Raw genomic sequence first — 20,790 nt, 5'->3', positions numbered from 1 at the left:
AATTTCTAATTTGCAAATTTAAGGAAAAAATGAATGGCATGAATATCTCAAAACCATAAAACCTCCGCAAAGAATACAGAGGTTTGAAATTAAAATATGCAGATAACCCAAAAGGTTAGAATAGTTTAATTACTCAGAAACGGTTTGATGATCTTTTTTGATTGATTTTCTTTTTCTTAAAAAATAAACAATTACAGCTCCGATTAGTAAAACCGGCCAAATGGTAATTAATCCAACAACTATTTTCTGAATTAAATAATAGCCTTCCACAAAAGCTTCTTTCGCGCTGTAAATAAAATTGAACTTATATTTATCGTCAATATTGTTGGTATTAGTAATGGCAATTTCTGCAATACGAAGTTTCGGTTCCTTGATGAAAATGTCGATTGTGCTGTATTTCAGGTTGTCCGTCACGTCCAAATTTGCCAGTTGCTGCATATTTTCTTCCGACATATTGTTGTTGTCGAACTGTACTTTATCTTTATTGGCCTTTAGCTGAGAAATATTTTCGCTTGTTTTTTTAATTCTTTTACCTTCCATTTCTGCATATTTTATGCTTGACGTTACATCTTCGGCATTGATAATTCTTGAATTGAGGAACAATTTTTTATTATTAATTAAAGTTAAAAGTTCGCCCAATTTTTCAGTCGGAACGCGAACTTGCATTGCGTTTTCTGTTTGATATTTTTTTATCAGCATCGCATTTTCATTGGATGTATTGTATGTTTTTTCTTCAACCACATTACTTTGCAAATTGCTGTTCGTAACAAATCCGCCCAATTCCTGCACCGACTTTTCAATGGAAATAGTAGCTTCGTAAACGTCTTTTACTTCCATGTTTACGTTTGCGGTTTTAATGAATTGCTTGTCTTTCACTTTCATTGTTGCTGCCGAAGAAATACTGTCTGCTGCGATTTCTTTATTGTATTCCGGCTCCGAAACTGCGTAATCACTTGTTGCTGCTTCACCTTTTTTGCATGAATAAATTCCTAATAAAAGTATTGAAGCCAATGATAATCTGATGTAAGTTGTTTTCATATGTAAATTTTTATTGTTTTTTAATTGTCACATGTTATCGCCTTTTTGATGTATGTTTATTGAATAAAATTTAGTTAATGGCGATTTCATAATATTATTTTTAAATGTTTGCTTACTTCAAAGTTCAGCCGGAATCTTTTGTAATGTTTGAAAATCACAAGTAAAAAGCCTGTAAAAACAAATAAGTTTTAATTATATGAAAATCAATTAATTGTAAATTGAGTTACAAGATTTGAAAGGTCGGATTGATTTTTGCTAATCTTTTACAATTAAAACCACACCAAATAATGTCGAATACTTTTTCCAAAATAAGAAACGCAATAGAATTATTCAGATCGATCGATTTTGATCAGTTAAGCGAAATTTCTCAAAAAGTAAATCTTCCCAAGTTAATGGAAAATTTTTCCAAGTTGGATGATAAACAACTGAACGGAATGATGAAAATGCTCGATCCCAACAAAAAAAAGAAAGAGCTTCCGCCAATTGACGGCGATTTCTACGATATTTATCACACTTTGACGCCCGAGCAAAGAGAAATTCAGCTTAAAGTAAGAGCGTTCATGGAAAAAGAAGTAAAACCTTTGGTGAATCATTATTGGTTACGAGACGAATTTCCTCATGAATTAATTCCAAAATTCCAAAAGTTAAATATTTGCGGTGTGACTTATGAAGGCTACGGCTGCCCGGGAATGCCTTTTTTAATGGAAGGCGTCATTGCAATGGAAATGGCAAGAATTGATGCTTCGATTGCTACTTTTTTTGGCGTTCAATCCGGTTTGGCGATGGGCTCGATTTACATTTGCGGTTCGGAAGAGCAAAAGCAAAAATGGCTTCCTCAAATGCAGAAATTCGAAAAGATCGGTGCTTTTGGCTTAACAGAACCTGAAGTAGGTTCGGGAGCAGCGGGAGGTTTAACCGTAACCTGCAAAAAAATTCCGGAAGGATGGATTTTGAATGGACAAAAAAAATGGATCGGAAATGCAACATTTGCAGATTTAATTATTATTTGGGCAAGAGATTTAGATGATGGAGAAGTAAAAGGTTTTATTGTTGAAAAAGATAATCCGGGATATTCTGTTGAGAAAATCAAAGGAAAAATGGCATTGAGAATTGTGCAGAACGGACTGATCACTTTGAAAGATTGCATAGTCACGGAAGAAAACCGTTTGCAACATGCAAATTCCTTTAAAGATACCGGAAAAGTTTTAAGAATGACACGAGCCGGAGTTGCATGGATGGCAACAGGTTGTGCAAGAGGCGCTTATGAAAGCGCTTTAGATTATACAAGAACAAGAGAACAGTTCGGAAAACCGATTGCTTCTTTTCAGATGATTCAGGGGCATTTGGTAGAAATGTTGTCGAATCTTACGGCGATGCAGACCATGGTTTTCAGACTTTCAGAAATGCAGGATGAAGGAATTTTAAAAGATGAACATGCTTCTTTAGCCAAAGTTTTTTGTACAATGCGAACGAGAGATATTGTTTCCAGAGCGCGTGAAGTGATGGGCGGAAACGGAATTTTACTTGAGTATGATGTCGCCAGATTTGTTGCCGATGCAGAAGCTATTTATTCTTACGAAGGAACAAAAGAAATCAATTCCTTGATTGTCGGAAGATCAATAACGGGGTTCAGCGCATTTGTGTGATTAATGTTAATAATCAATTATTTTAAAGTGAATAGTCAATTGTGAATTTTGCTTCGCAAGTGAATTGACTATTCATCATTCACTTCTTATTTCACTAAAGCTTTGTATTTTTCTTTATTATCAATAATCATCCAAAGATTTATCAGGAATAATACGCCGGCAATTGACATTCCTACTGTAGATTTATCTATCGTAAATACGTGTAGAATAATTCCGACCATTACAGGCAAAATGACGATGGCGCCTAAAGCTCTTGTTTTAGGAAAGATAAATAATAAACCGCCGATAATTTCTACAATACCAATCAAAGGCATTAACCAATGTAGTTCTGTGAATGCAGCAAAAACTTTCATCTGTTCGGGTGTAGGTTTTTCCATTGGCATATAATTGAGGAACTTGTTTAATCCGGCATTGATAAACATCAATCCGAAAAGAAGGCTTACGATAAATTTAACGATTTTCATGTTGATTAATTTTATTTCAAATTTAAATAAAAATCTAATTCGTTGCCTAAAATAAAATTTATTTATATAATCATAACGAAAAATTTATGAATTGTTGTTTTATTGCTCATTATTTATTACTTGTAGCTAATCCATTTCCTTCAACGTAATATTCTTTGATATTTTATAAGTTTTTTTCTTTTTGTGAGGTTTTTCTTCTTCACCGAGCAGTTTTCCCCAAGGTTGAAGGCCTTCCACTCTTTCAAATATAATTTTAAAAATTGCAATTGCCGGAATGCAGAGAAACATCCCCGAGATTCCCCAAAGATGTTCGCCAACAAGAATTCCGATGAAAGAGAATAGCGCATTGATTTTGACTTTAGATCCAACCACAAATGGCAAAACAATATTACCGTCAATAGCATGCACAACAATATAACCGATAGCGACATAAATACAAGTGGAAACCGTACCGGTCGCAAAAGCTATAAAGCAGGAAATCAACAACGAAATCAGGATTCCGATGTAAGGAATGACATTCAGCAAGCCTGTCAGAACACCCAAAAGAACAGCATATTTTACATCAAGAATTGAAAGCAAAATTGTGGTGAGTGCGGAGACTATTATTACCTGAAGACAAAGCCCGATAATATATTTTTTGGTCATTATCCTTATTTCAAAAACAGCTTCCTGTACACTTATTTTATGCTTTTCATTAAAAACAGCGATAATAAAATTGTTTAATATCCTTCTGTAATTTAATATAAAAATGAAAAACAAAATAAAGAAAATCAAAAAGCCCAAGCTTGTAGAAAATACGCCCAAAGTAAATCCTAGAATCACTCCGGTTGATGACAAAAGCTTATTTAAACCCTGATCTAGATAATCAAACTGTTCATTGATATTGACATTAAATGTATCAGAAATCCAGTTTTGAATATTGATGAAAACTTTATTCGATTGCATTCTCAAATGCGGAAGATCTTTGCTGAAACTCGAAAGCTGCGATCCGAAAAAGAAAATCAATCCGGTAAGAATCAGCAACATGATAAATACAGAAATGAGGGTAGAAAACGATCTTGGAAACCTGAATCTCCTTTCCAGAAAATTAGCAATCGGTAAAAACAACATTGCCATCAGAAATGCCAGGAAAAAAGGCGCAAGAATACTTTGTCCCAATTTGATGAGATAGCCAATTCCTATAATAGAAATTACCGCAAGCGCAAGTTTTGAGAGGAATGGAAGTTTGAAAAAATTCATTACTAAAAATATGATGTATAAAAATAACAAAACCTCACCATTTATGATGAGGTTTTACATTTATTATTGAATATTTATTTTTCTAAAGCGAGTTCAAGAACTTCTTTCATCCAGTTGACGTAGCTTATTTTCAGGTTTTTCAGATAATCCTGTTTTATTTCTTCCACGTCTTTTCGGTTGGCTTCACAAAGTATTACTTCTTTGATTCCGGCTCTTGTTGCGGCCAGAAGTTTTTCTTTGATTCCGCCTACAGGAAGCACTTTTCCTCTTAAAGTAATTTCACCGGTCATCGCAAGATGAGGTTTTACTTTTTTATTTTTAAATGAAGAAACCATCGACGTAAGCATTGCAATCCCCGCAGAAGGTCCGTCTTTTGGAGTCGCACCTTCCGGAACGTGAACGTGGATATTCTTTTTCTCAAGATCATCTTCTTCAATTCCTAAATCATCATGTTTAGCTTTAATATATTCTAAAGCAATCGTTGCAGATTCTTTCATTACAGCGCCCAGATTTCCGGTCATTGTAAGATTTCCTTTTCCGCTGCTGATGATGCTTTCGATGAATAAAATATCACCGCCAACGCTTGTCCACGCCAATCCGGTTACCACGCCTGGAACATCGGTAAGTTCGGACAAACTTTTAGGTCTTGGAACACCAAGAATTTCATCTATTTTTTCAACCGAAATTTTAGGATTATATTCTTTAACCAAAGCGGTCTGCAAGGCTACCCAACGAGCTACGGCTGCGATTCTTTTTTCCAAAGTTCTTACTCCGCTTTCTGAAGTGTGAGCTTCAATGATATGTTTGAGTTCAGGATTCCCAAGTTTGAAAGATTTTGCCGTCAAACCGTTTTCTTCCTGTTGTTTTTTTATTAAATGTCTTTTAGCGATTTCAATTTTTTCTTCTAAAGTATAGCCTGCAATCTGAATGATTTCCATTCTGTCTAAAAGCGGAGTCTGAATCGTTGACAAAGAGTTTGCGGTGGCCAAAAACATGACTTTAGACAAATCGTAACCCATTTCAAGGAAATTATCATAAAAAGCATTGTTCTGTTCAGGATCCAAAACCTCAAGAAGTGCCGAACTCGGATCGCCATGCATTCCTTTTCCAACTTTGTCGATTTCATCCAAAACAATCACGGGATTCGATGTTCCCGATTTTTTTATAGACTGAAGAATTCTTCCCGCCATCGCTCCGATATAGGTTTTTCTGTGGCCTCTTACTTCGCTTTCGTCATGAAGTCCACCTAAAGAAACACGCATATATTTTCTTCCCAAAGCATCGGCGACAGATTTCCCTAAAGATGTTTTACCAACTCCGGGAGGCCCGACCAATAATAAAATTGGAGATTTCATGTTGTTCTTTAATTTTAAAACAGCCATGTGTTCCAAAATTCTTTTCTTAATATCTTCTAATCCAAAATGCGCTTTGTCTAAAACTTTTTGTGCCTTTTCGATATCAAAAGTATCTTTTGTAAAAGTTTCCCATGGAAGATCGGTGAAGAAATCCAGATAATTTCTCTGAACATTATAATCCGGCGAGTTTGGGTTTTGTCTCTGTAACCTGTTGATTTCCTTTTGGAAATGTTCTTCAACTTCGGGTTTCCAGTTTTTTGTTTTTGCTTTTTGTATTAATTCTTCAACATCGCTTTCCGGGCCTCCTCCCAATTCGTCCTGAATGGTTCTGATCTGCTGATTCAGGAAATATTCTCTTTGCTGCTTATCAAGATCTTTTGAAGTTTTCTGATGGATCTGATTTCTCAATTCCAGCTTTCTGAAGTCTCCATGCATCATTTCGTAGCACTTATTCGCCCTTTCAAGCAGATTTTTTTCCTCAAGGAGCTTTTGCTTTTCAGCATATGGGAAATTGGCATTTGTGCAGATGAAGTTTAATAAATCATCGTTATTATTGATGTTTTTTATTGCAAAATTCGCCGCATTAGGAATATTGGGATCCAGTTCAATTATTTTTAATGCAAGATCTTTTATATTTTCCAGTAATGCTTCGTATTCTTCTTTGTTTTTGGCTTTAGAATCTTTTAATTTTGAAATTTCTGCTTTAAGATAAGGCTGTTTTCCGATGATTTTCTTAATCTTAAATCTGTGAAAGCCTTTTGTAATTGCAGTAACATTGCCTTCCGGAAGTTTTATAATCTTAATGATCTTTGCTAAAGTTCCGGTCTGGTAAAGATCTTTGTCTGTAGGTTGCTCTATATCAGCGTTTTTCTGGCTTATAATACCAATCAGATCGCCGTTCTGCTGCGCTTCTTCCAAAAGCTGGATCGATGATTTTCTTCCGGCAGTAATAGGAATCACCACATTGGGAAACATGACCATATTCCTCACCGGAAGTATCGGAAACGCTGTCTGTTCAGAGTTTTTTGCAGTTTCATCAAGATCCGAAAGGTTTATTTCTTCTGTAACAATATCAAATCCTTCGCCCATAATCTCATCAAAATTTATATCTTCAAATTCTGTCATAATAAATTGAATGACAAATTGTCATCTACGGTTTAAAACGTTAAAGTGTAATTCAAAATATGCATAAGAAAAAGCTTTGCATATAATGTAAGTTTAATTTTGACAATACTTATGCCATTTGTTTATTGATAAAAAATACGGTCAAAATTTCCATTTTATAGGTAATTGAATTTTAAAAATTAAAAAAACGTCTTATATTTCTGTAATTTCTTAAAAATGTGTATTTTCGCACACTGATATAAAAAACTATATTTATAAAATGGCAATTTTAGGACAGATTAGGAGTAGACCTTGGCTTTTGATGGGAATGATAGCATTGGCGCTTTTGGCGTTTTTGGTAAATCCCGAAAGCCTTGATAAAGTTTTTGGTAAAAATCCTGATGTTTTAGGGAAAGTAAATGGTGAGAAGATAACCCGTGAAGAGTTTAACGATCAACTTTTCGTATTACAACAGCAAGCTGAGCAACAAGGGCAACCAAAGAACGGCCTTGAAGAACAAGCCTGGCAACTGCTTGTACAATCGAAACTGGTAAAACAGCAATTCGAAAAAATGGGCTTTGAAATGACAGATGACCTGTTCTGGAATCAGCTTCAGTACGACCAGATGTTTGCTCAGAATCAGCAGCTTTTTGACGAAAAAGGAAATTTCAAGCTTCAGGAATTGAAAAAAGAAATTACCACCCTGCAGAACACAAGTCCTGAAGGGTACAATCAATGGCTGAAAACCAGAAAAACCATTGAATACAGAATCATGGCAAGACAGGTTTTCGCTAATGTTTCTTCCGGTATCACAACCGGTAAAAAGGAAGCGGAAGAACTAATGAAACAAAGAGATCAGCTTGCTGATATCGATTTTGTGAAAGTAGATTATGCAACCTATCTTCAAAAAAATAAAATCAAAGTTACGACCGAAGATTTGGCAAACTATATCAACCAACATCCTGTAATGTTCAAAACTGAACCAAGCAGAAATATTGGTCTTGTTTATTTCCCTTCGCAGCCAAGTGCTGCGGATGAAGCGGCTGTACAGAAAGAAATAACAAAATTGTTTTCAGGTACGGATGCAAACGGAGGTTCAGAAAACTTTCAGAATACAACCAATGATTCGATGTTTGTAATGGCAAATTCTGATGTGCCTTTCAATAATCAATATATGCAGGGCAATCAAATGCCACAGGCTTTACAAGGCAAATTGGAAACTGCTGCAATTGGACAGACTTTCGGACCTTATAAAGAGCAAGGCTTGTATGTTGTTTCTAAATTAATTGATAAGAAACCTTCAGATTCTACACTTTCCAAGCATATTCTGATTGCTTATAAAGGTGCAGAAAGATCTACGGCTACAAGAACTAAAGAAGAAGCAAAGAAAATTGCAGACAGTCTTTTAGCTTCAATCAAGACTAATCCTGCAAAATTTGCAGAAGGTCTTAAATTATCTGATGAACCTAACGCTGTTGAAAGAAACGGTAGCGTAGGTTGGACAACACCTCAAAGCCAGTTTGCTCCGGGATATCTTAATTTCCTTGCAAGCAACGGTAAAGGATCTACAGGTTTGGCAGAAACAGAGTTTGGATATCACATCATCAACGTAGAAGACAAAAAATCTGGCACAATGGGCTATAAAGTGGCTCATTTGGCAAAAGCAATCAAGGCATCAGAAGCTACCGAAGCGGATGTTGACAAAAAAGCAAGAAGATTTATTCAACAAATTCAAGGTAAATCTTTCAATGACTTTGTAAATATTGCTAAAAAATCAAATTATCAATACTCAAACCCTAAACAGGCTAAAAGATTTGACGGTCAGTTGCAAGGTTTAGGTACAGATAAAGACAGTGAAATCATCGCTTGGGCTTTTGATAAGAAAAGAGAAAAAGGCGACTCAGAATTCTTTACGGTAGAAGGGACAGGCGATAAAATCGTAGCTTATTTAAATGGTAAGCAGGAAAAAGGCTTGGCAGATCCTGAATCTGTAAGAGATCAGATCGAAGTGATTGTTCAGAATAAATTAGCTGCTAAGCAGATTTCTGACAAAATAGGTAAAGCAACAAGCTTGGATCAGGTTGCTAAAACATTTGCTACCACAAAACAATCTGCACAGGTTAATTTATTGAATCCTTCTGTTGCAGGAGCAATGGAGCCAAAAGTTGCAGGAGCTGCTTTCGGAATTGCAAAAGGTAAAGTTTCCAATCCTATCGAAGGAGGAACAGGAGTTTATGTTTTAGTAAAAAAGAACGAAACGATCAACAAACAGCCTGGGGATGCAAAACAATTTACAGAATCTATCACTCAGAGAAATGCAGGAATGTTCGGTCAGGCTTGGTTAAAGAGCTTGCAAGACAATGCAGATATCGACGATTACAGAATAGAAATCTGGAGCAAACTTGGCAATCAACAATAAGATTCCTATATCAACAATATGAAAAGTGGCAAAGTTTTTGCCACTTTTTTTGTGATTAACACAGAGCAAGAAAGAAAAAACATTAATTAAAATGTACTATATTTGCTTACTAGAAAAAATATAACAAGTGAAGTTCAGTAAAGAATTAAAAGCTGGTTTAATAGCACTTTTGGCTATAGTCGGCTTTGTCGTTTTATTCCAGTTTATGAAGGGCAGGAGCCTTTTTACTACAGATAATATATTTTACGCAAAATATGATAATGTCGAAGGTTTAACGCCATCTTCGCCTGTTTCGATCAATGGATTGAAAGTAGGGCAGGTTGATAAAATCATTCCACATACCACAAAAGACGGAAAAATTCATTTTGTGGTCAAGATTACCGTAGATGATAATTTTGAGTTTTCTAAAAACTCAAACCTTGAAATTTTTGAGCCCGGATTAATGTCCGGTAAGGAAATGAGAGTTAACCTTGCGTATGGCGGTGCTACGGCAAAAGATGGTGACACCTTGCAAGGCGCATTCAAATTGGGCACACTTTCTAGCCTTTCTTCTCAGGTCGGTCCTGTGAAGGATCAGCTACAGGTTGTTTTGCACAGAGTAGATTCTTTGATGACTAATGCCAATCAGATTGTAAATGCACAAAATAGAGAGGAAATTAAAGCTTTGCTTACCAATCTTAATAAAACGGTTGGTGCTTTGCAGACTACAGCTTCAAGCGTAAATTCTTTGGTGGGAAACAATGATCCGAAACTTCAGAAAGTACTGGACGAAGCGAGCCTTACAATGCAGAGTGGAAAAGTGACTTTAGATAAATACGGAAATCTTGCAGAAAGCATTGATACGAAACAGCTGAATCAAACGATTGCTAATCTGGATCAAACAGTTGGACAGCTCAATAAAGTAGTTTCCGGAATCGACAGAGGGGAAGGAAGTTTGGGCAAGCTAATGAAAGATGAAGAGCTTTACAATAATCTGAATTCCGCTTCTACCAACCTGAATTCTTTAATCGAAGACATGAAAGCCAACCCGAAGAGATATATCAATTTCTCGGTATTTGGCAAGAATACTAAAGACTAATCAGCCTTATGCAATATCTTGACAATATTATTTTTCTGATTCTATTAGTTGTAGGTTTTGGGTTATTCGGAAAAAGCCTTTTTAAAATTTATAGAAATATCAGATTAGGAAGAGAGATCAACCGCAGCGACAGAAAAGGCGAGCGTTGGGAAACGATGGCCCGTGTTGCGATGGGGCAAAGCAGAATGGTGAAAAGACCTGTTGCAGGTATTCTTCACCTTTTTGTATATGTTGGTTTTATTATTATTAATATTGAACTTTTAGAAATCATTGTTGATGGAATCTTCGGAACTCATCGCTTTTTAGCAACGGTTATAGGGAATGGTGCTTATAATATTTTCACAGCAATTCTTGAAATTCTCGCAGTTCTTGTAATAATTGGTGTTGTATTATTTTTTATCAGGAGAAATTTTTACGGAGTTAAAAGATTAACGATGAAAGAACTTTTCGGATGGCCAAAAAATGATGCCAACTGGATTCTTATCATAGAATTTGCCTTAATGGTTGCTTTCTTTACAATGAATACAGCCGATTGGGTTTTACAGCAAAGAGGTGTTTTGGCAATGCATGGAAGCTTTCCGGTAAGCTCAACGATTTTTGCGCCAATTTTCAATAGTTTTGGAGACAATGCATTGATTTTTACAGAAAGAGTGGCTTGGTGGTTTCATTTTGTGGGGATTTTATTCTTCATGAATTACCTTTATTATTCTAAACATTTACATATTATTCTGGCATTTCCAAGTACTTGGTATGCGAATCTTGACTTGTATGGAAAATTCAACAATTTAGATTCTGTAACGAAAGAAATTAAATTAATGATGGATCCTAATGCCGATCCGTACGCAGCTCCGGCTGAAGGTGAAGCTGAAGTTCCTTCAAAATTTGGTGCTGAAGATGTTTTTGACTTAAATCAGATTCAGTTGCTCAACGCATATTCTTGTACGGAATGCGGAAGATGTACTTCTGTTTGTCCTGCAAATATTACAGGTAAAAAGCTTTCCCCAAGATTAATTTTGATGAAAACCAGAGACCGTTTGGAAGAAGTCGGGAGAAATATCGACAAGAACGGAAAATTTGAAGATGACGGCAAAAAGCTTTTAAACGATTATATTACCAAAGAAGAGCTTTGGGCTTGTACGACTTGCAATGCGTGTACAGAAGCCTGTCCGGTTTTGCTGGATCCGCTTTCTATTATTTTCGATATGAGAAGATTCCTTGTGATGGAGCAATCTGCTGCGCCACAGGAACTAAATCTGATGATGACGAATGTAGAAAACAATGCTGCGCCTTGGCAATACAATCAGGCAGATCGTCTGAATTGGGCAAATGATTAAAAACAATTTGAAGATGAAAAAAATAATTTTCGCTTTTTTATTGATTTGTTCGGCTTTTATGATGGCTCAATCTGCAGATCAGAAAAAAATTCTTGAAGATTCAAATTCATTCATGCTTCTGATGAAGAATAAAAACTATGAAGGGATTATGGATCTCACGCATCCTGCACTTTTTGAAAAAATTGAGAAAGAAGCTTTGATCAATGCTTTTAAGGCTTTACTGGAAGGAAATCAAGAATTCAAAATGGAGCTTGAGGATGTGAGTCCGAATGCTTTTGATGTTTCTGAAATTTTCTTTACGAAAGAAAAAGAAAAATATGCTTTTGTCATCTATCCGATGAAAATGAGAATGTCATTTTTAAATGAAAAATTCGACGATGAAAAGAAAAAAGTGATGACAAATATGATGGAAATTCAAGGGATAAAATCAAAATTTGTTGACGATAGCACCTTGGAAATGGCCAAGCAAAGTATGATAATTGCTGTGAATGACAAAACTACAGGCAATACTTGGAAATATGTCAATTACGATGAGACAAACCCTTTATTTGTATCAATTATACCGGTTGAGATCATGAAAAAGGCTAAGGAATATAATGCCGATTTTTTAATTAAACAGAAAGAAAATGCAAATTAAAACAATGGCAGAATATGCTGCCGAAGGAAAATCACCTGAAGTTTTATTTTGGGTAGGATGTGCGGGAAGTTTTGATGACCGGGCAAAAAAAATAACGAAAGCTTTTTGCAAAATTCTTAATAAAATAGGAGTTGAATTTGCTGTTCTCGGTCAGGAAGAAAGCTGCACCGGAGATCCGGCAAAACGTGCAGGAAACGAATTTGTTTTCCAAATGATGGCTTTGACAAATATCGAAGTTCTGAATGCTTATGAAGTAAAGAAAATCGTAACGGCTTGTCCGCATTGTTTTAATACTCTTAAAAATGAATATCCAAGTTTAGGCGGAAATTTTGAAGTGATTCATCATACACAGTTTTTGAGACAGCTGATGAATGAAGGACGTTTGAAAATTGAAGGCGGAAGCTTTAAAGGAAAAAGAATTACTTTCCATGATCCTTGCTATCTGGGAAGAGGAAATAACGAATATGAAGCGCCAAGAATGCTGCTGGAAAAGCTGGATGCAGAATTGGTCGAAATGAAACGCTGCAAATCCAACGGTCTTTGTTGCGGAGCAGGAGGCGCACAAATGTTTAAAGAACCTGAGAAAGGGAATAAAGACATCAATATCGAAAGAACGGAAGAAGCACTGTCTTTTGAGCCAAAAATAATTGCTACAGGCTGTCCGTTTTGTAATACAATGATGACAGACGGCGTAAAGCATTTCAATAAGAATAATGAAGTAGAAGTAAAAGATATTGCAGAACTTCTTGCAGAAGCAGAAGATTTGTAGATTAAATGAATTCTTAAGGTCTTAAATTTTTAAAAATGAAAATTGAAAATTCCGAAATAACAGAAACCAACGATTACAGAGTAATTATATATCCTGCTTCAAGACCCTTTACGACTAAGGAAGCAAAAATAATCACAGAAAAATTATACGATTTTCTCGCAACCTGGGCTGCGCACGGAAAACCACTTTCTTCTTCTTTTAAAATTGAAAAAAATCAATTTGTTGTAGTATGTGTAGACGAGGATAAAGAAGCGGCTTCCGGATGTTCTATCGATTCTCTGACAGGCATTTTCCGTGAACTCGACAAAGAATTTGAGCTTGGTTTTTTTGACCGCATGAAAGCCTCTTTCGTAGAAAATGGAGCTATAAAAACCCTGAAACTTTCCGACTTTAAAAATGGTTTGAAAAACGGTGAAATTCCACACGATATTGACGTTTTTGACTTTTCAAAATCTACTTATGTGGCTTTTCTTTCCGACTTTTTACTTCCATTGAAAAAAAGCTGGGCAGGAATTTATTTGGATTGAACTGCTTTTAGATCCGAAAAATTCTTTTAAGAAAATGGCTCCTGTTGCAATCTGATGCTGAATAGTTTTTCAGGAAACTGCATTTCATCAAAAGCCGTAGTTGCAAGCTTATCTTTAATAAAAACGGCACACATTGTATTTTGTGGATGATATAAATGCTGATGATTATCTTTTCCGACACCATCTAATATTGCCTGAAAAACTTCATAACGGATTTTCTGAGGATTAAAAGCATAGTCGTGCCAAACGACAATTGTCTGATCATGCACAAGATGTTGAAAGACTTTTTTTGTGTCATTCAAGACCATTTCGTAGCTGTGGTCGCCATCAATGAAAATCAGATCATATTTTTTATTTAACGAACTAAAATCAAAAGTTTTAGTATTTGCTTCCAAATGCAGGATTTTTGGGTTTCTGCTAGAAAGTAATCCGTGCTGTTCGGCATATTTGGGATTCAAGCCCATGTTTTTTATTTCTTTTTTGGAAAGATTCAGCGTTGTACAATCGTCGATATATTTAGCAACATTGTGTACGCTTTCACCACGCCAGGTTCCGATTTCGAAATAAGAATTTACTTCTTTTCTTGTAGAAAGAGCTGAAAGTAACTGTAAATCAGTGATTAAAGAACTTCCATCCAGCAAAAAACTCTGAATATTGTCAGGAATTTCATCGTTAAGTTGCTTTATATCTATTTGAGGCAAAGACATAAAACTCGGATAATATTTTCTGAATCTTTTTTCAGCGACAGGCTGGCTGTTTAAAATTATATTAATTAAGCTCGGGTTTTGAAGAATTATTCGGATAAAAGAAAGAAATTTATTAATTTTAGCCTTCATTTTAGTTATATTCGTTTAATGTAAATGGTAAACAAAGATACATTTAAATAAAATTTTGGAAAGAAAAAACATCCTCTTTATCTCTTCCTGGTTTCCTAATAAAATAGAACCTTCAAATGGTAATTTTGTTCAAAGACATGCTGAAGCAGTTTCTCTAAAACATAATGTGGAAATACTGCATGCAATCGGCGATTTTGATCAGGATGTAAAGTATTTTTTTGATGATAAAGTAATCAACGGGATCAGAACTTTAATTGTTTATTATAAAAACTCTAAAAACTCTTTTCAGAATTTTTTGCGAAGAATGAAAGCTTACAAAATGGGCTTTTCAAGAATGCAGAAACCGGATTTGGTACACGCGAACGTTCTTCACAACAATATGCTTTTTGCCGTTTACCTTAAAAAAAAATACAGAATTCCTTTTGTTGTTACGGAACATTGGACGGTTCTACGGAAAATCAATCAAAATACAACACCTAAAATAATTAAACTTACCGCTGCATTTATTGGTAATCAGGCAGAAGTTGTTTTACCGGTTTCCCAAGATTTGCTTTCGGGTTTAAAAAGTCTGGGCATAAAAAGCGAAATGAAAGTAATTCCGAATGTAGTCAATACCAAACTGTTTTCACCTCAAATAAAGCTGGATAATGAATTTACTTTTATTCATGTATCAAACTTAATTCCCAGAAAAAATCCGGAAAAAATCCTAAATGTGGCCATAAAACTTTTAGAAGATGGATTTTTATTCAAAATTCAGATTGGAGGAGACGGAGACGATGAAATAATTAAAAAGCTTAAAAATAGAGTTGGCAATTCCAAATTTCACGATAAAATTGAAATATTTGGCATTCAGACTTTAGATCAGATTGCCGAAAGAATGCGTAATTCCGATTGTTTTATCCTTTTTAGTGATGACGAAAACCAACCTTGTGTAATTGCAGAAGCATTTGCAAGCGGATTGAAAGTTGTCACAACCAATGTTGGAGGCATTGCTGAGTTTTTCCCGGAAAACGCAGGGATATTGTTGAAAACTCCAAATGTTGAAATGTTGGAAAAAGCAATGATAAAAGTTTTACAGAATGGTAAAAACCACGACCGAAAAGAATTATCACAATATGCTGAAGATAAATTTTCAATAGAAAAAATTGCCGAAAGTTATAATGGAATTTATGAACAGATTCTAAAAAATTCTGAGTCATGAAAAGCCTGAAAGATTTTTTAAAAAGCTTTTTAAATAATAGTGGGCATCATGTGTTTATTTCGTTCCTTATTGCAAAAATCTGTGGTTTTGCAGGTTCTTTATTAATTATTCGACTGCTTCCTCAAAACGAGTTTGGGGTTTTAAGTATCGTACTTTCTGTTCTTACAGTTTTTGTCCCTTTTACAGGTTTTGGTAGTGGTCAAAGTCTTATAAGGTTTGGTTCAATATCATCTGATGAGCTTGAAAAACAGAAGATTTCGTCTTATTTTTTTTTCAAAGGAATAGTGTTTGAAATAATATTGATTATTGTTTTTTTATCAACTTCTTTTTTTTATTCAGATAAATACGAGGATATTTTAAATGTATTTATTTTTTGTGCAATAAGGCTTGGCGGATTTTATTTTGTAAATCATATTCAGGCTTTTTATCGAATTACAGCAAAAAACAACACCTTTGCAAAAATCAATAATGTTATAAATATTGGAGGATTATTTCTGATATTTATTTTTACTTATTTTTTTGATTTTTACGGATATCTTTTTGCAATTGCCATTACACCTTATCTTTCGTTGATTTGGTTAAAGAAAAGTATTTATTCATTTCGCACATTCATTCCAAAAAACTATAAAGAGATGTGGCGATATGGGAAATTTACGGCTGCAACATCTCTTATTTCAGATGCATTGTTTTCTTTGGATATTCTGCTGCTTGGTTTTTGGGTGAATGAAAATGCTGTTGCCGATTACCGTGTTGCTATTTTGATCCCTTCCAATATTACGTTTTTAGCAGTAAGCTTTTTACAAAGTGATTTTCCTTTACTTTCAAAAAATTACAATAACAAGAACTTTCTCAAGTCATATGTCATTAATTTTAATAAAATATTTTTACCAATTTGTACGGCAATATTTATTTTCTTTTTTCTTTTTGATGATTACATACTTAAGATTTTTTTTGGAATAGAGTATACAAATAATTCACTATTGATGATGATTTTGCTGATCGGTTTTAATATAGGAATGCTTACCAGAAACCTCTACGGAAATCTCCTTCCTGCTGTTGGAAAGATTGAAATAAATACATGGCTTAGCGCAGCTTCTCTTATATTTTTAGCAATTTCAGCCTATTTATTAATACCAATTTACGGTGTCGTTGGGATGGGAATTGCTATGACGTCTACATTGCTTATTTCCGGCTTTTTATTCATGTTCTATTTTTATAAATATTTCAAAGAATTAAAATAAATTTTACCTTTGTGCTATGAAAAATTCAATTTTTGGGATATTGCTTTTGTTTCTTGCATTTTTAAGTTGCGGGAGAGATGAAGATTCTATACAAAAGATAGATCAGATTTTGAATTTTTATATGAAGGATGCTGCAGGAAAAGATTTGCTTAAGCCCAATGAAATTGGTGCTTTTACTACAATTACTATGAACGATATGCTTGCGCCGATAGATAATGCGCCGGTTTCCAGTTCGCGTAAAGCCACCGTTGATTCCATTAATTATATTGAATATATTGCAGGAGCGACCAGAGAATTGGTTAATGGTTCGGATACAGAAAGCAGAACTTATCGCTCAAAGATAAGGCTGGCTCTTACAAAAAAGCTCACAGATTCTACATTCAGCGATCCCGTTAATGATACTTTGGAGATCTTTTACCGTTGGACGCCGCAAGTTTTTGAAGTTTCGGAAGTAAAATATAACCAACAATCGGTTTTTACTAAAGTTCCCGATCAGCCCAATGTGGTTACAATCATAAAATAATCTTTAAATTTGCAAAATAGTTCAAAGGTTGGGGTTTTGAGTTTTAATGCTCAGAATCTTAAACCTTAAACTTTTAAACCTTAAACTTTTATGCTACAAGTCAATTTTTTGCGCGACAATAAAGAACGCGTTTTAGAAGGTCTTAAAAAAAGACAATTCAAAAATCTTGAGTTGGTAGACGAGGCTATCGTTACCGATGAAGAAAGAAAAAAAATTCAGTTTGAATTAGATTCGCAACTTTCCGAAATCAACAAAATCTCCAAAGAAATCGGAATGTTGATGAAGGAAGGCAAAAAAGAAGAAGCTGAATCGTCAAAATCTAAAACAGCACAATTTAAAGAGTCGAGCAAAGAATTACAATCACAGCTTGAACTAAAAGAAAAAGCTTTATTGGATATTTTATATCAAATTCCAAACATTCCGAATGAATTGGTCAAAAGCGGAGTTTCTGCAGATGACAACGAAATTATTTATCAGTCTCACGATGTTGAAGGTTTGGGAGAAGGCGCAATCCCGCATTGGGAATTGGCTAAAAAATATAATCTGATCGATTTTGAATTAGGAGTAAAAATTGCCGGTGCAGGTTTCCCTGTTTATTTTGGAAAAGGAGCGAGGTTGCAAAGAGCTTTGGTTCAATATTTTTTAGATAAAAATGTTGATGCAGGTTATTTGGAAGTCAATCCGCCACACGTTGTGAATGAAGCTTCAGGATACGGAACGGGGCAGTTGCCGGACAAAGAAGGGCAGATGTATTACATCAATGCAGATGATCTGTATTTGATTCCAACTGCGGAAGTTCCGGTGACGAATCTGTATCGTGATGTGTTGTTGGATGAAAAAGATCTTCCGATCAAAAATACTGCATTTTCTCAATGTTACAGAAGAGAGGCGGGAAGTTACGGTGCTCATGTAAGAGGTCTGAACCGTCTTCACCAGTTTGAAAAAGTAGAAATTGTAAGATTGGAAAAACCTGAAAATTCTTACGCTGTTTTAGAGGAAATGGTAGATCATATAAAAGAGATTTTAGAAGATCTTGAGCTTCCTTACAGAGTTTTGAGACTTTGTGGTGGAGATACAGGATTTGCTTCTGCGATGACTTACGATTTTGAAGTTTGGAGCGCTGCTCAGGAAAAATGGCTGGAAGTAAGTTCAGTTTCCAATTTTGAGACTTTCCAGGCAAATCGTCTGAAATGCCGTTACAAAGCTGACGGAAAATCCCAATTGGTACATACTTTAAACGGTTCTGCAATGGCTTTGCCGAGAATTATGGCTGCTCTTCTTGAAAATAATCAAACAGAAGAAGGAATCAGGCTTCCAAAGAAAATTGCTGAATATGCGAGGTTTGATTTGATTAATTAAGATTAAATTTTTTTTGTATAGAAACCACCGGAATTTTTCGGTGGTTTCTTCATTCAGTTTCATAAATTCTTTTTTAGTGGCTTTTATTGCTCAAATATTAAGGATTAATTTGATACTAGTATCCAAAAGTTTTAGAATTAAATTTTTCATCAACGTTTTGTTCTCTATATAAATCTAGCGTTTTTGTTATAAAATTATAAATTGTTCCAAAGTTATCTTTTTCTAAAGCTGAGGCACACAATCTATTTCTCCCTGTGTTTTTATAAAAATCTGAACAAAACATAATACCATATAAATACATGTTTTTTTTTGTTTTTTTCATTTTCTATATCATTTTGTGAAAGATTAGAAATTCTGTATACATCAGATAAATATTCTTTATATTTTTTATTCTTCAAAGTTATTTTTTTTGTGTAAAATGTAGTATATCTATTACGGATTTCGTCTAACTTATCATAATACGATCTTGGTGTTTCTTTAAATTCTATATCTTTATACTGCTCTCTCAGTTTCCTACGTTCTGGGTCATTTATATAACCTTTTCTGTCTTCATTTTCATAAAATTTATACTCAACAACAAAATATCTCTTATTAAAGTAAATTTTAATTATGTTATAATCAGGTCCGCTTCCAGGATCTAAAGATGCTTCTATTATTAATGAATCAAGTTTATTTTCTGTTTGCGCTTTACCTGAATAGAATATAAAAAGTACAAATAGAATTATAAATATATTTTTCATAATCAACATTTGAAAAAGCCTTTTTTAGAGGCTTTATTTTATTGTTTAGTAAAGATTAAATCCTTCGTTTCAGGAAGATATATAGTAGTATTTGTTCCGGGAGGACATCTACTATCATCAATTATTATGTCATTAGGTCGATATTCCCAAGAAAATTGCAAGGTATTTATTTTTTTTAAGAAATATCCCCACCCTACACGGCAGTTTGTACCACTATAGTTGAGCACTACCAAATTTTGTGATTTCATTTTAGTACTATAAATGTAGATTTTAGGAATGGTTATTATTCTTTGTATCCTGTAAAGTAGCTCCCGCTGAATTTTTAACTATATATTTCACAAATAATGCATCTCTATAAAATTGATGATCAATCCTTTTTACTAATTTATTTTCTTCTTTAGTAATAAATAAAGTAATTTCATTTCCTTGAAAATTAGCTTTATATGTTCCATAAATGGTGATAATTCATTATTTAAATCCTTAACATATCCATTCTGAGGAATATTTAAAAGCCCTGTGCTTAGTGGTGATGTTTGTGCTGTGCGAGAAAACATAAAAAACATTCCTAAAAGTAATACTAAATTTCTCACTATTGCTTAGTCAAAATTATATCCTTAGCGTCAGGAATAACAGTTGTATATCCGTCAGGGCAATTTGAAGCAATATCTAGATCACGCATAAACACCAGTTTCATTTGATTGAAATTATTCCTTCTTAAAACATATTGTATTAATTCCACGGGAATAGCAGTAAGTACCTTTATTCAATTTATTCTTAATTTTGGTAAGTTGTTTTTTTAAATTCAACTCTTCATCAATAATAGTTAACCATTCTTGAATCTTACTCCGCAAAGGTGTTTTCTCTATCTTTTTATAGCTAATCGGATAAATTTCATCGAAAGAAAACCTTTTAATTTTATCATTTCTTAAAAGATTTATAGTAAGGTAATCTCCATCTAAATAAACAACACTATCATCATCATAATTTTTATCTACTAAGTTTATTCCTGCTTTTTTCAGTTTATAGATGATTCTTTTAGCTTGCTCAGGAGAGACACTTGTCTTTCTTTTAATCTGTTTATATGTTTTATTTTTCCTTTCCTTTTCCAAATTTGTAATTATAAAGCCTTCATATTTATTGTTTTTCTTTTCTATTAAAAAAAGTGTTTGAGGAGAACTACAAAATTTAAACTCATAATAATTTGTAATATTAAAACATAAATTTTGTGATAAAAAAAGCTTGCTTATTAATATGAAAAAGATAAAAACTATTTTTCTCAT

General features: G+C 34.1%; 18 protein-coding genes. 11 read left to right on the top strand and 7 right to left on the bottom strand.

Annotated elements, in window-relative coordinates; genetic code table 11:
• Positions 1-129 precede the first annotated feature (129 nt).
• Positions 130-1,038 carry a DUF4349 domain-containing protein gene (locus tag AC6CHK_RS00640; RefSeq protein WP_498092581.1) on the bottom strand — a complete coding sequence of 303 codons (909 nt, stop codon included), beginning with the start codon at positions 1,036-1,038 and terminating at the stop codon, positions 130-132.
• A 287-nt stretch (positions 1,039-1,325) separates the two neighbouring features.
• Between AC6CHK_RS00640 and AC6CHK_RS00635 the strand changes: the two genes are divergently transcribed.
• Positions 1,326-2,684, top strand: a complete 1,359-nt coding sequence (locus tag AC6CHK_RS00635) for an acyl-CoA dehydrogenase family protein (RefSeq protein WP_498092579.1) — start codon at positions 1,326-1,328, stop codon at positions 2,682-2,684.
• Between the two features lie 86 nt (positions 2,685-2,770).
• Here the strand turns inward: AC6CHK_RS00635 and AC6CHK_RS00630 are convergent, their stop codons facing one another.
• The 3 genes from AC6CHK_RS00630 to lon form a co-directional block, all read right to left on the bottom strand.
• Positions 2,771-3,148, bottom strand: coding sequence for a MauE/DoxX family redox-associated membrane protein (locus tag AC6CHK_RS00630; RefSeq protein WP_498092577.1), 378 nt, complete (start codon positions 3,146-3,148; stop codon positions 2,771-2,773).
• Between the two features lie 126 nt (positions 3,149-3,274).
• The gene (locus AC6CHK_RS00625) at positions 3,275-4,387 is read right to left on the bottom strand and encodes an AI-2E family transporter (RefSeq protein WP_498092575.1); all 1,113 of its coding nucleotides are present in this window, start codon (positions 4,385-4,387) and stop codon (positions 3,275-3,277) included.
• Between the two features lie 74 nt (positions 4,388-4,461).
• The gene (gene lon / locus AC6CHK_RS00620; RefSeq protein WP_498092573.1) at positions 4,462-6,867 is read right to left on the bottom strand and encodes an endopeptidase La; all 2,406 of its coding nucleotides are present in this window, start codon (positions 6,865-6,867) and stop codon (positions 4,462-4,464) included.
• Between the two features lie 259 nt (positions 6,868-7,126).
• On the opposite strand from lon, the gene AC6CHK_RS00615 reads away from it, so the two are divergent.
• The 6 genes from AC6CHK_RS00615 to AC6CHK_RS00590 all read left to right on the top strand — a co-directional run bounded on the left by AC6CHK_RS00615 (position 7,127) and on the right by AC6CHK_RS00590 (position 13,610).
• Positions 7,127-9,265, top strand: a complete 2,139-nt coding sequence (locus AC6CHK_RS00615; protein WP_498092571.1) for a peptidylprolyl isomerase — start codon at positions 7,127-7,129, stop codon at positions 9,263-9,265.
• A 127-nt stretch (positions 9,266-9,392) separates the two neighbouring features.
• Positions 9,393-10,343 (top strand): MlaD family protein, encoded by a 951-nt coding sequence (locus AC6CHK_RS00610; RefSeq protein WP_498092569.1) that lies wholly within the window; start codon positions 9,393-9,395, stop codon positions 10,341-10,343.
• 8 nt (positions 10,344-10,351) lie between these two features.
• On the top strand, positions 10,352-11,677 hold the full coding sequence (locus AC6CHK_RS00605; protein ID WP_498092567.1) for a 4Fe-4S dicluster domain-containing protein: 1,326 nt from the start codon (positions 10,352-10,354) through the stop codon (positions 11,675-11,677).
• 13 nt (positions 11,678-11,690) lie between these two features.
• Positions 11,691-12,314, top strand: coding sequence for a hypothetical protein (locus AC6CHK_RS00600; RefSeq protein ID WP_498092565.1), 624 nt, complete (start codon positions 11,691-11,693; stop codon positions 12,312-12,314).
• Positions 12,304-13,083, top strand: coding sequence for a (Fe-S)-binding protein (locus AC6CHK_RS00595; protein WP_498092563.1), 780 nt, complete (start codon positions 12,304-12,306; stop codon positions 13,081-13,083). The genes AC6CHK_RS00600 and AC6CHK_RS00595 overlap by 11 nt, the downstream gene beginning before the upstream one ends.
• 35 nt (positions 13,084-13,118) lie before the next feature.
• A complete protein-coding gene (locus AC6CHK_RS00590) occupies positions 13,119-13,610 on the top strand; it encodes a hypothetical protein (protein WP_498092561.1) in 492 nt (163 codons plus the stop codon).
• A gap of 26 nt (positions 13,611-13,636) precedes the next feature.
• Here the strand turns inward: AC6CHK_RS00590 and AC6CHK_RS00585 are convergent, their stop codons facing one another.
• Positions 13,637-14,446 (bottom strand): class I SAM-dependent methyltransferase, encoded by an 810-nt coding sequence (locus AC6CHK_RS00585; RefSeq protein WP_498092559.1) that lies wholly within the window; start codon positions 14,444-14,446, stop codon positions 13,637-13,639.
• 55 nt (positions 14,447-14,501) lie between these two features.
• Between AC6CHK_RS00585 and AC6CHK_RS00580 the strand changes: the two genes are divergently transcribed.
• From AC6CHK_RS00580 to serS, 4 genes are all read left to right on the top strand, one after another.
• The gene (locus AC6CHK_RS00580) at positions 14,502-15,647 is read left to right on the top strand and encodes a glycosyltransferase family 4 protein (RefSeq protein ID WP_498092557.1); all 1,146 of its coding nucleotides are present in this window, start codon (positions 14,502-14,504) and stop codon (positions 15,645-15,647) included.
• Positions 15,644-16,888 carry an oligosaccharide flippase family protein gene (locus tag AC6CHK_RS00575; RefSeq protein ID WP_498092555.1) on the top strand — a complete coding sequence of 415 codons (1,245 nt, stop codon included), beginning with the start codon at positions 15,644-15,646 and terminating at the stop codon, positions 16,886-16,888. The genes AC6CHK_RS00580 and AC6CHK_RS00575 overlap by 4 nt, the downstream gene beginning before the upstream one ends.
• Positions 16,889-16,904: 16 nt before the next feature.
• Entirely contained in the window at positions 16,905-17,411 is a 507-nt protein-coding gene (locus AC6CHK_RS00570) for a hypothetical protein (RefSeq protein WP_498092553.1), read from the top strand.
• 90 nt (positions 17,412-17,501) lie between these two features.
• Complete coding sequence (gene serS, locus AC6CHK_RS00565; protein ID WP_498092551.1) at positions 17,502-18,770, top strand: serine--tRNA ligase; 1,269 nt, start codon at positions 17,502-17,504, stop codon at positions 18,768-18,770.
• Between the two features lie 260 nt (positions 18,771-19,030).
• Here the strand turns inward: serS and AC6CHK_RS00560 are convergent, their stop codons facing one another.
• Positions 19,031-19,510 carry a hypothetical protein gene (locus AC6CHK_RS00560; protein ID WP_498092549.1) on the bottom strand — a complete coding sequence of 160 codons (480 nt, stop codon included), beginning with the start codon at positions 19,508-19,510 and terminating at the stop codon, positions 19,031-19,033.
• A gap of 704 nt (positions 19,511-20,214) precedes the next feature.
• Positions 20,215-20,790 carry a hypothetical protein gene (locus AC6CHK_RS00555; RefSeq protein WP_498092547.1) on the bottom strand — a complete coding sequence of 192 codons (576 nt, stop codon included), beginning with the start codon at positions 20,788-20,790 and terminating at the stop codon, positions 20,215-20,217.

This window comes from Chryseobacterium sp. GQ58 (genome assembly GCF_059758895.1).
Note: the sequence above shows the minus strand (reverse complement) of the source record. Positions and strands in the feature narration are given on the sequence as shown.

What these genes read in the sequence shown, in the direction of transcription:
- lon (WP_498092573.1), bottom strand. Translation starts at nt 6,867, where the DNA reads ATGACAGAATTTGAAGATATAAATTTTGATGAGATTATGGGCGAAGGA.
- AC6CHK_RS00585 (WP_498092559.1), bottom strand. Translation starts at nt 14,446, where the DNA reads ATGAAGGCTAAAATTAATAAATTTCTTTCTTTTATCCGAATAATTCTT.
- AC6CHK_RS00635 (WP_498092579.1), top strand. Translation starts at nt 1,326, where the DNA reads ATGTCGAATACTTTTTCCAAAATAAGAAACGCAATAGAATTATTCAGA.
- AC6CHK_RS00630 (WP_498092577.1), bottom strand. Translation starts at nt 3,148, where the DNA reads ATGAAAATCGTTAAATTTATCGTAAGCCTTCTTTTCGGATTGATGTTT.
- AC6CHK_RS00640 (WP_498092581.1), bottom strand. Translation starts at nt 1,038, where the DNA reads ATGAAAACAACTTACATCAGATTATCATTGGCTTCAATACTTTTATTA.
- AC6CHK_RS00555 (WP_498092547.1), bottom strand. Translation starts at nt 20,790, where the DNA reads ATGAGAAAAATAGTTTTTATCTTTTTCATATTAATAAGCAAGCTTTTT.
- AC6CHK_RS00600 (WP_498092565.1), top strand. Translation starts at nt 11,691, where the DNA reads ATGAAAAAAATAATTTTCGCTTTTTTATTGATTTGTTCGGCTTTTATG.
- AC6CHK_RS00595 (WP_498092563.1), top strand. Translation starts at nt 12,304, where the DNA reads ATGCAAATTAAAACAATGGCAGAATATGCTGCCGAAGGAAAATCACCT.
- AC6CHK_RS00560 (WP_498092549.1), bottom strand. Translation starts at nt 19,510, where the DNA reads ATGAAAAATATATTTATAATTCTATTTGTACTTTTTATATTCTATTCA.
- AC6CHK_RS00570 (WP_498092553.1), top strand. Translation starts at nt 16,905, where the DNA reads ATGAAAAATTCAATTTTTGGGATATTGCTTTTGTTTCTTGCATTTTTA.
- AC6CHK_RS00605 (WP_498092567.1), top strand. Translation starts at nt 10,352, where the DNA reads ATGCAATATCTTGACAATATTATTTTTCTGATTCTATTAGTTGTAGGT.
- AC6CHK_RS00575 (WP_498092555.1), top strand. Translation starts at nt 15,644, where the DNA reads ATGAAAAGCCTGAAAGATTTTTTAAAAAGCTTTTTAAATAATAGTGGG.
- AC6CHK_RS00615 (WP_498092571.1), top strand. Translation starts at nt 7,127, where the DNA reads ATGGCAATTTTAGGACAGATTAGGAGTAGACCTTGGCTTTTGATGGGA.
- serS (WP_498092551.1), top strand. Translation starts at nt 17,502, where the DNA reads ATGCTACAAGTCAATTTTTTGCGCGACAATAAAGAACGCGTTTTAGAA.
- AC6CHK_RS00625 (WP_498092575.1), bottom strand. Translation starts at nt 4,387, where the DNA reads ATGAATTTTTTCAAACTTCCATTCCTCTCAAAACTTGCGCTTGCGGTA.
- AC6CHK_RS00590 (WP_498092561.1), top strand. Translation starts at nt 13,119, where the DNA reads ATGAAAATTGAAAATTCCGAAATAACAGAAACCAACGATTACAGAGTA.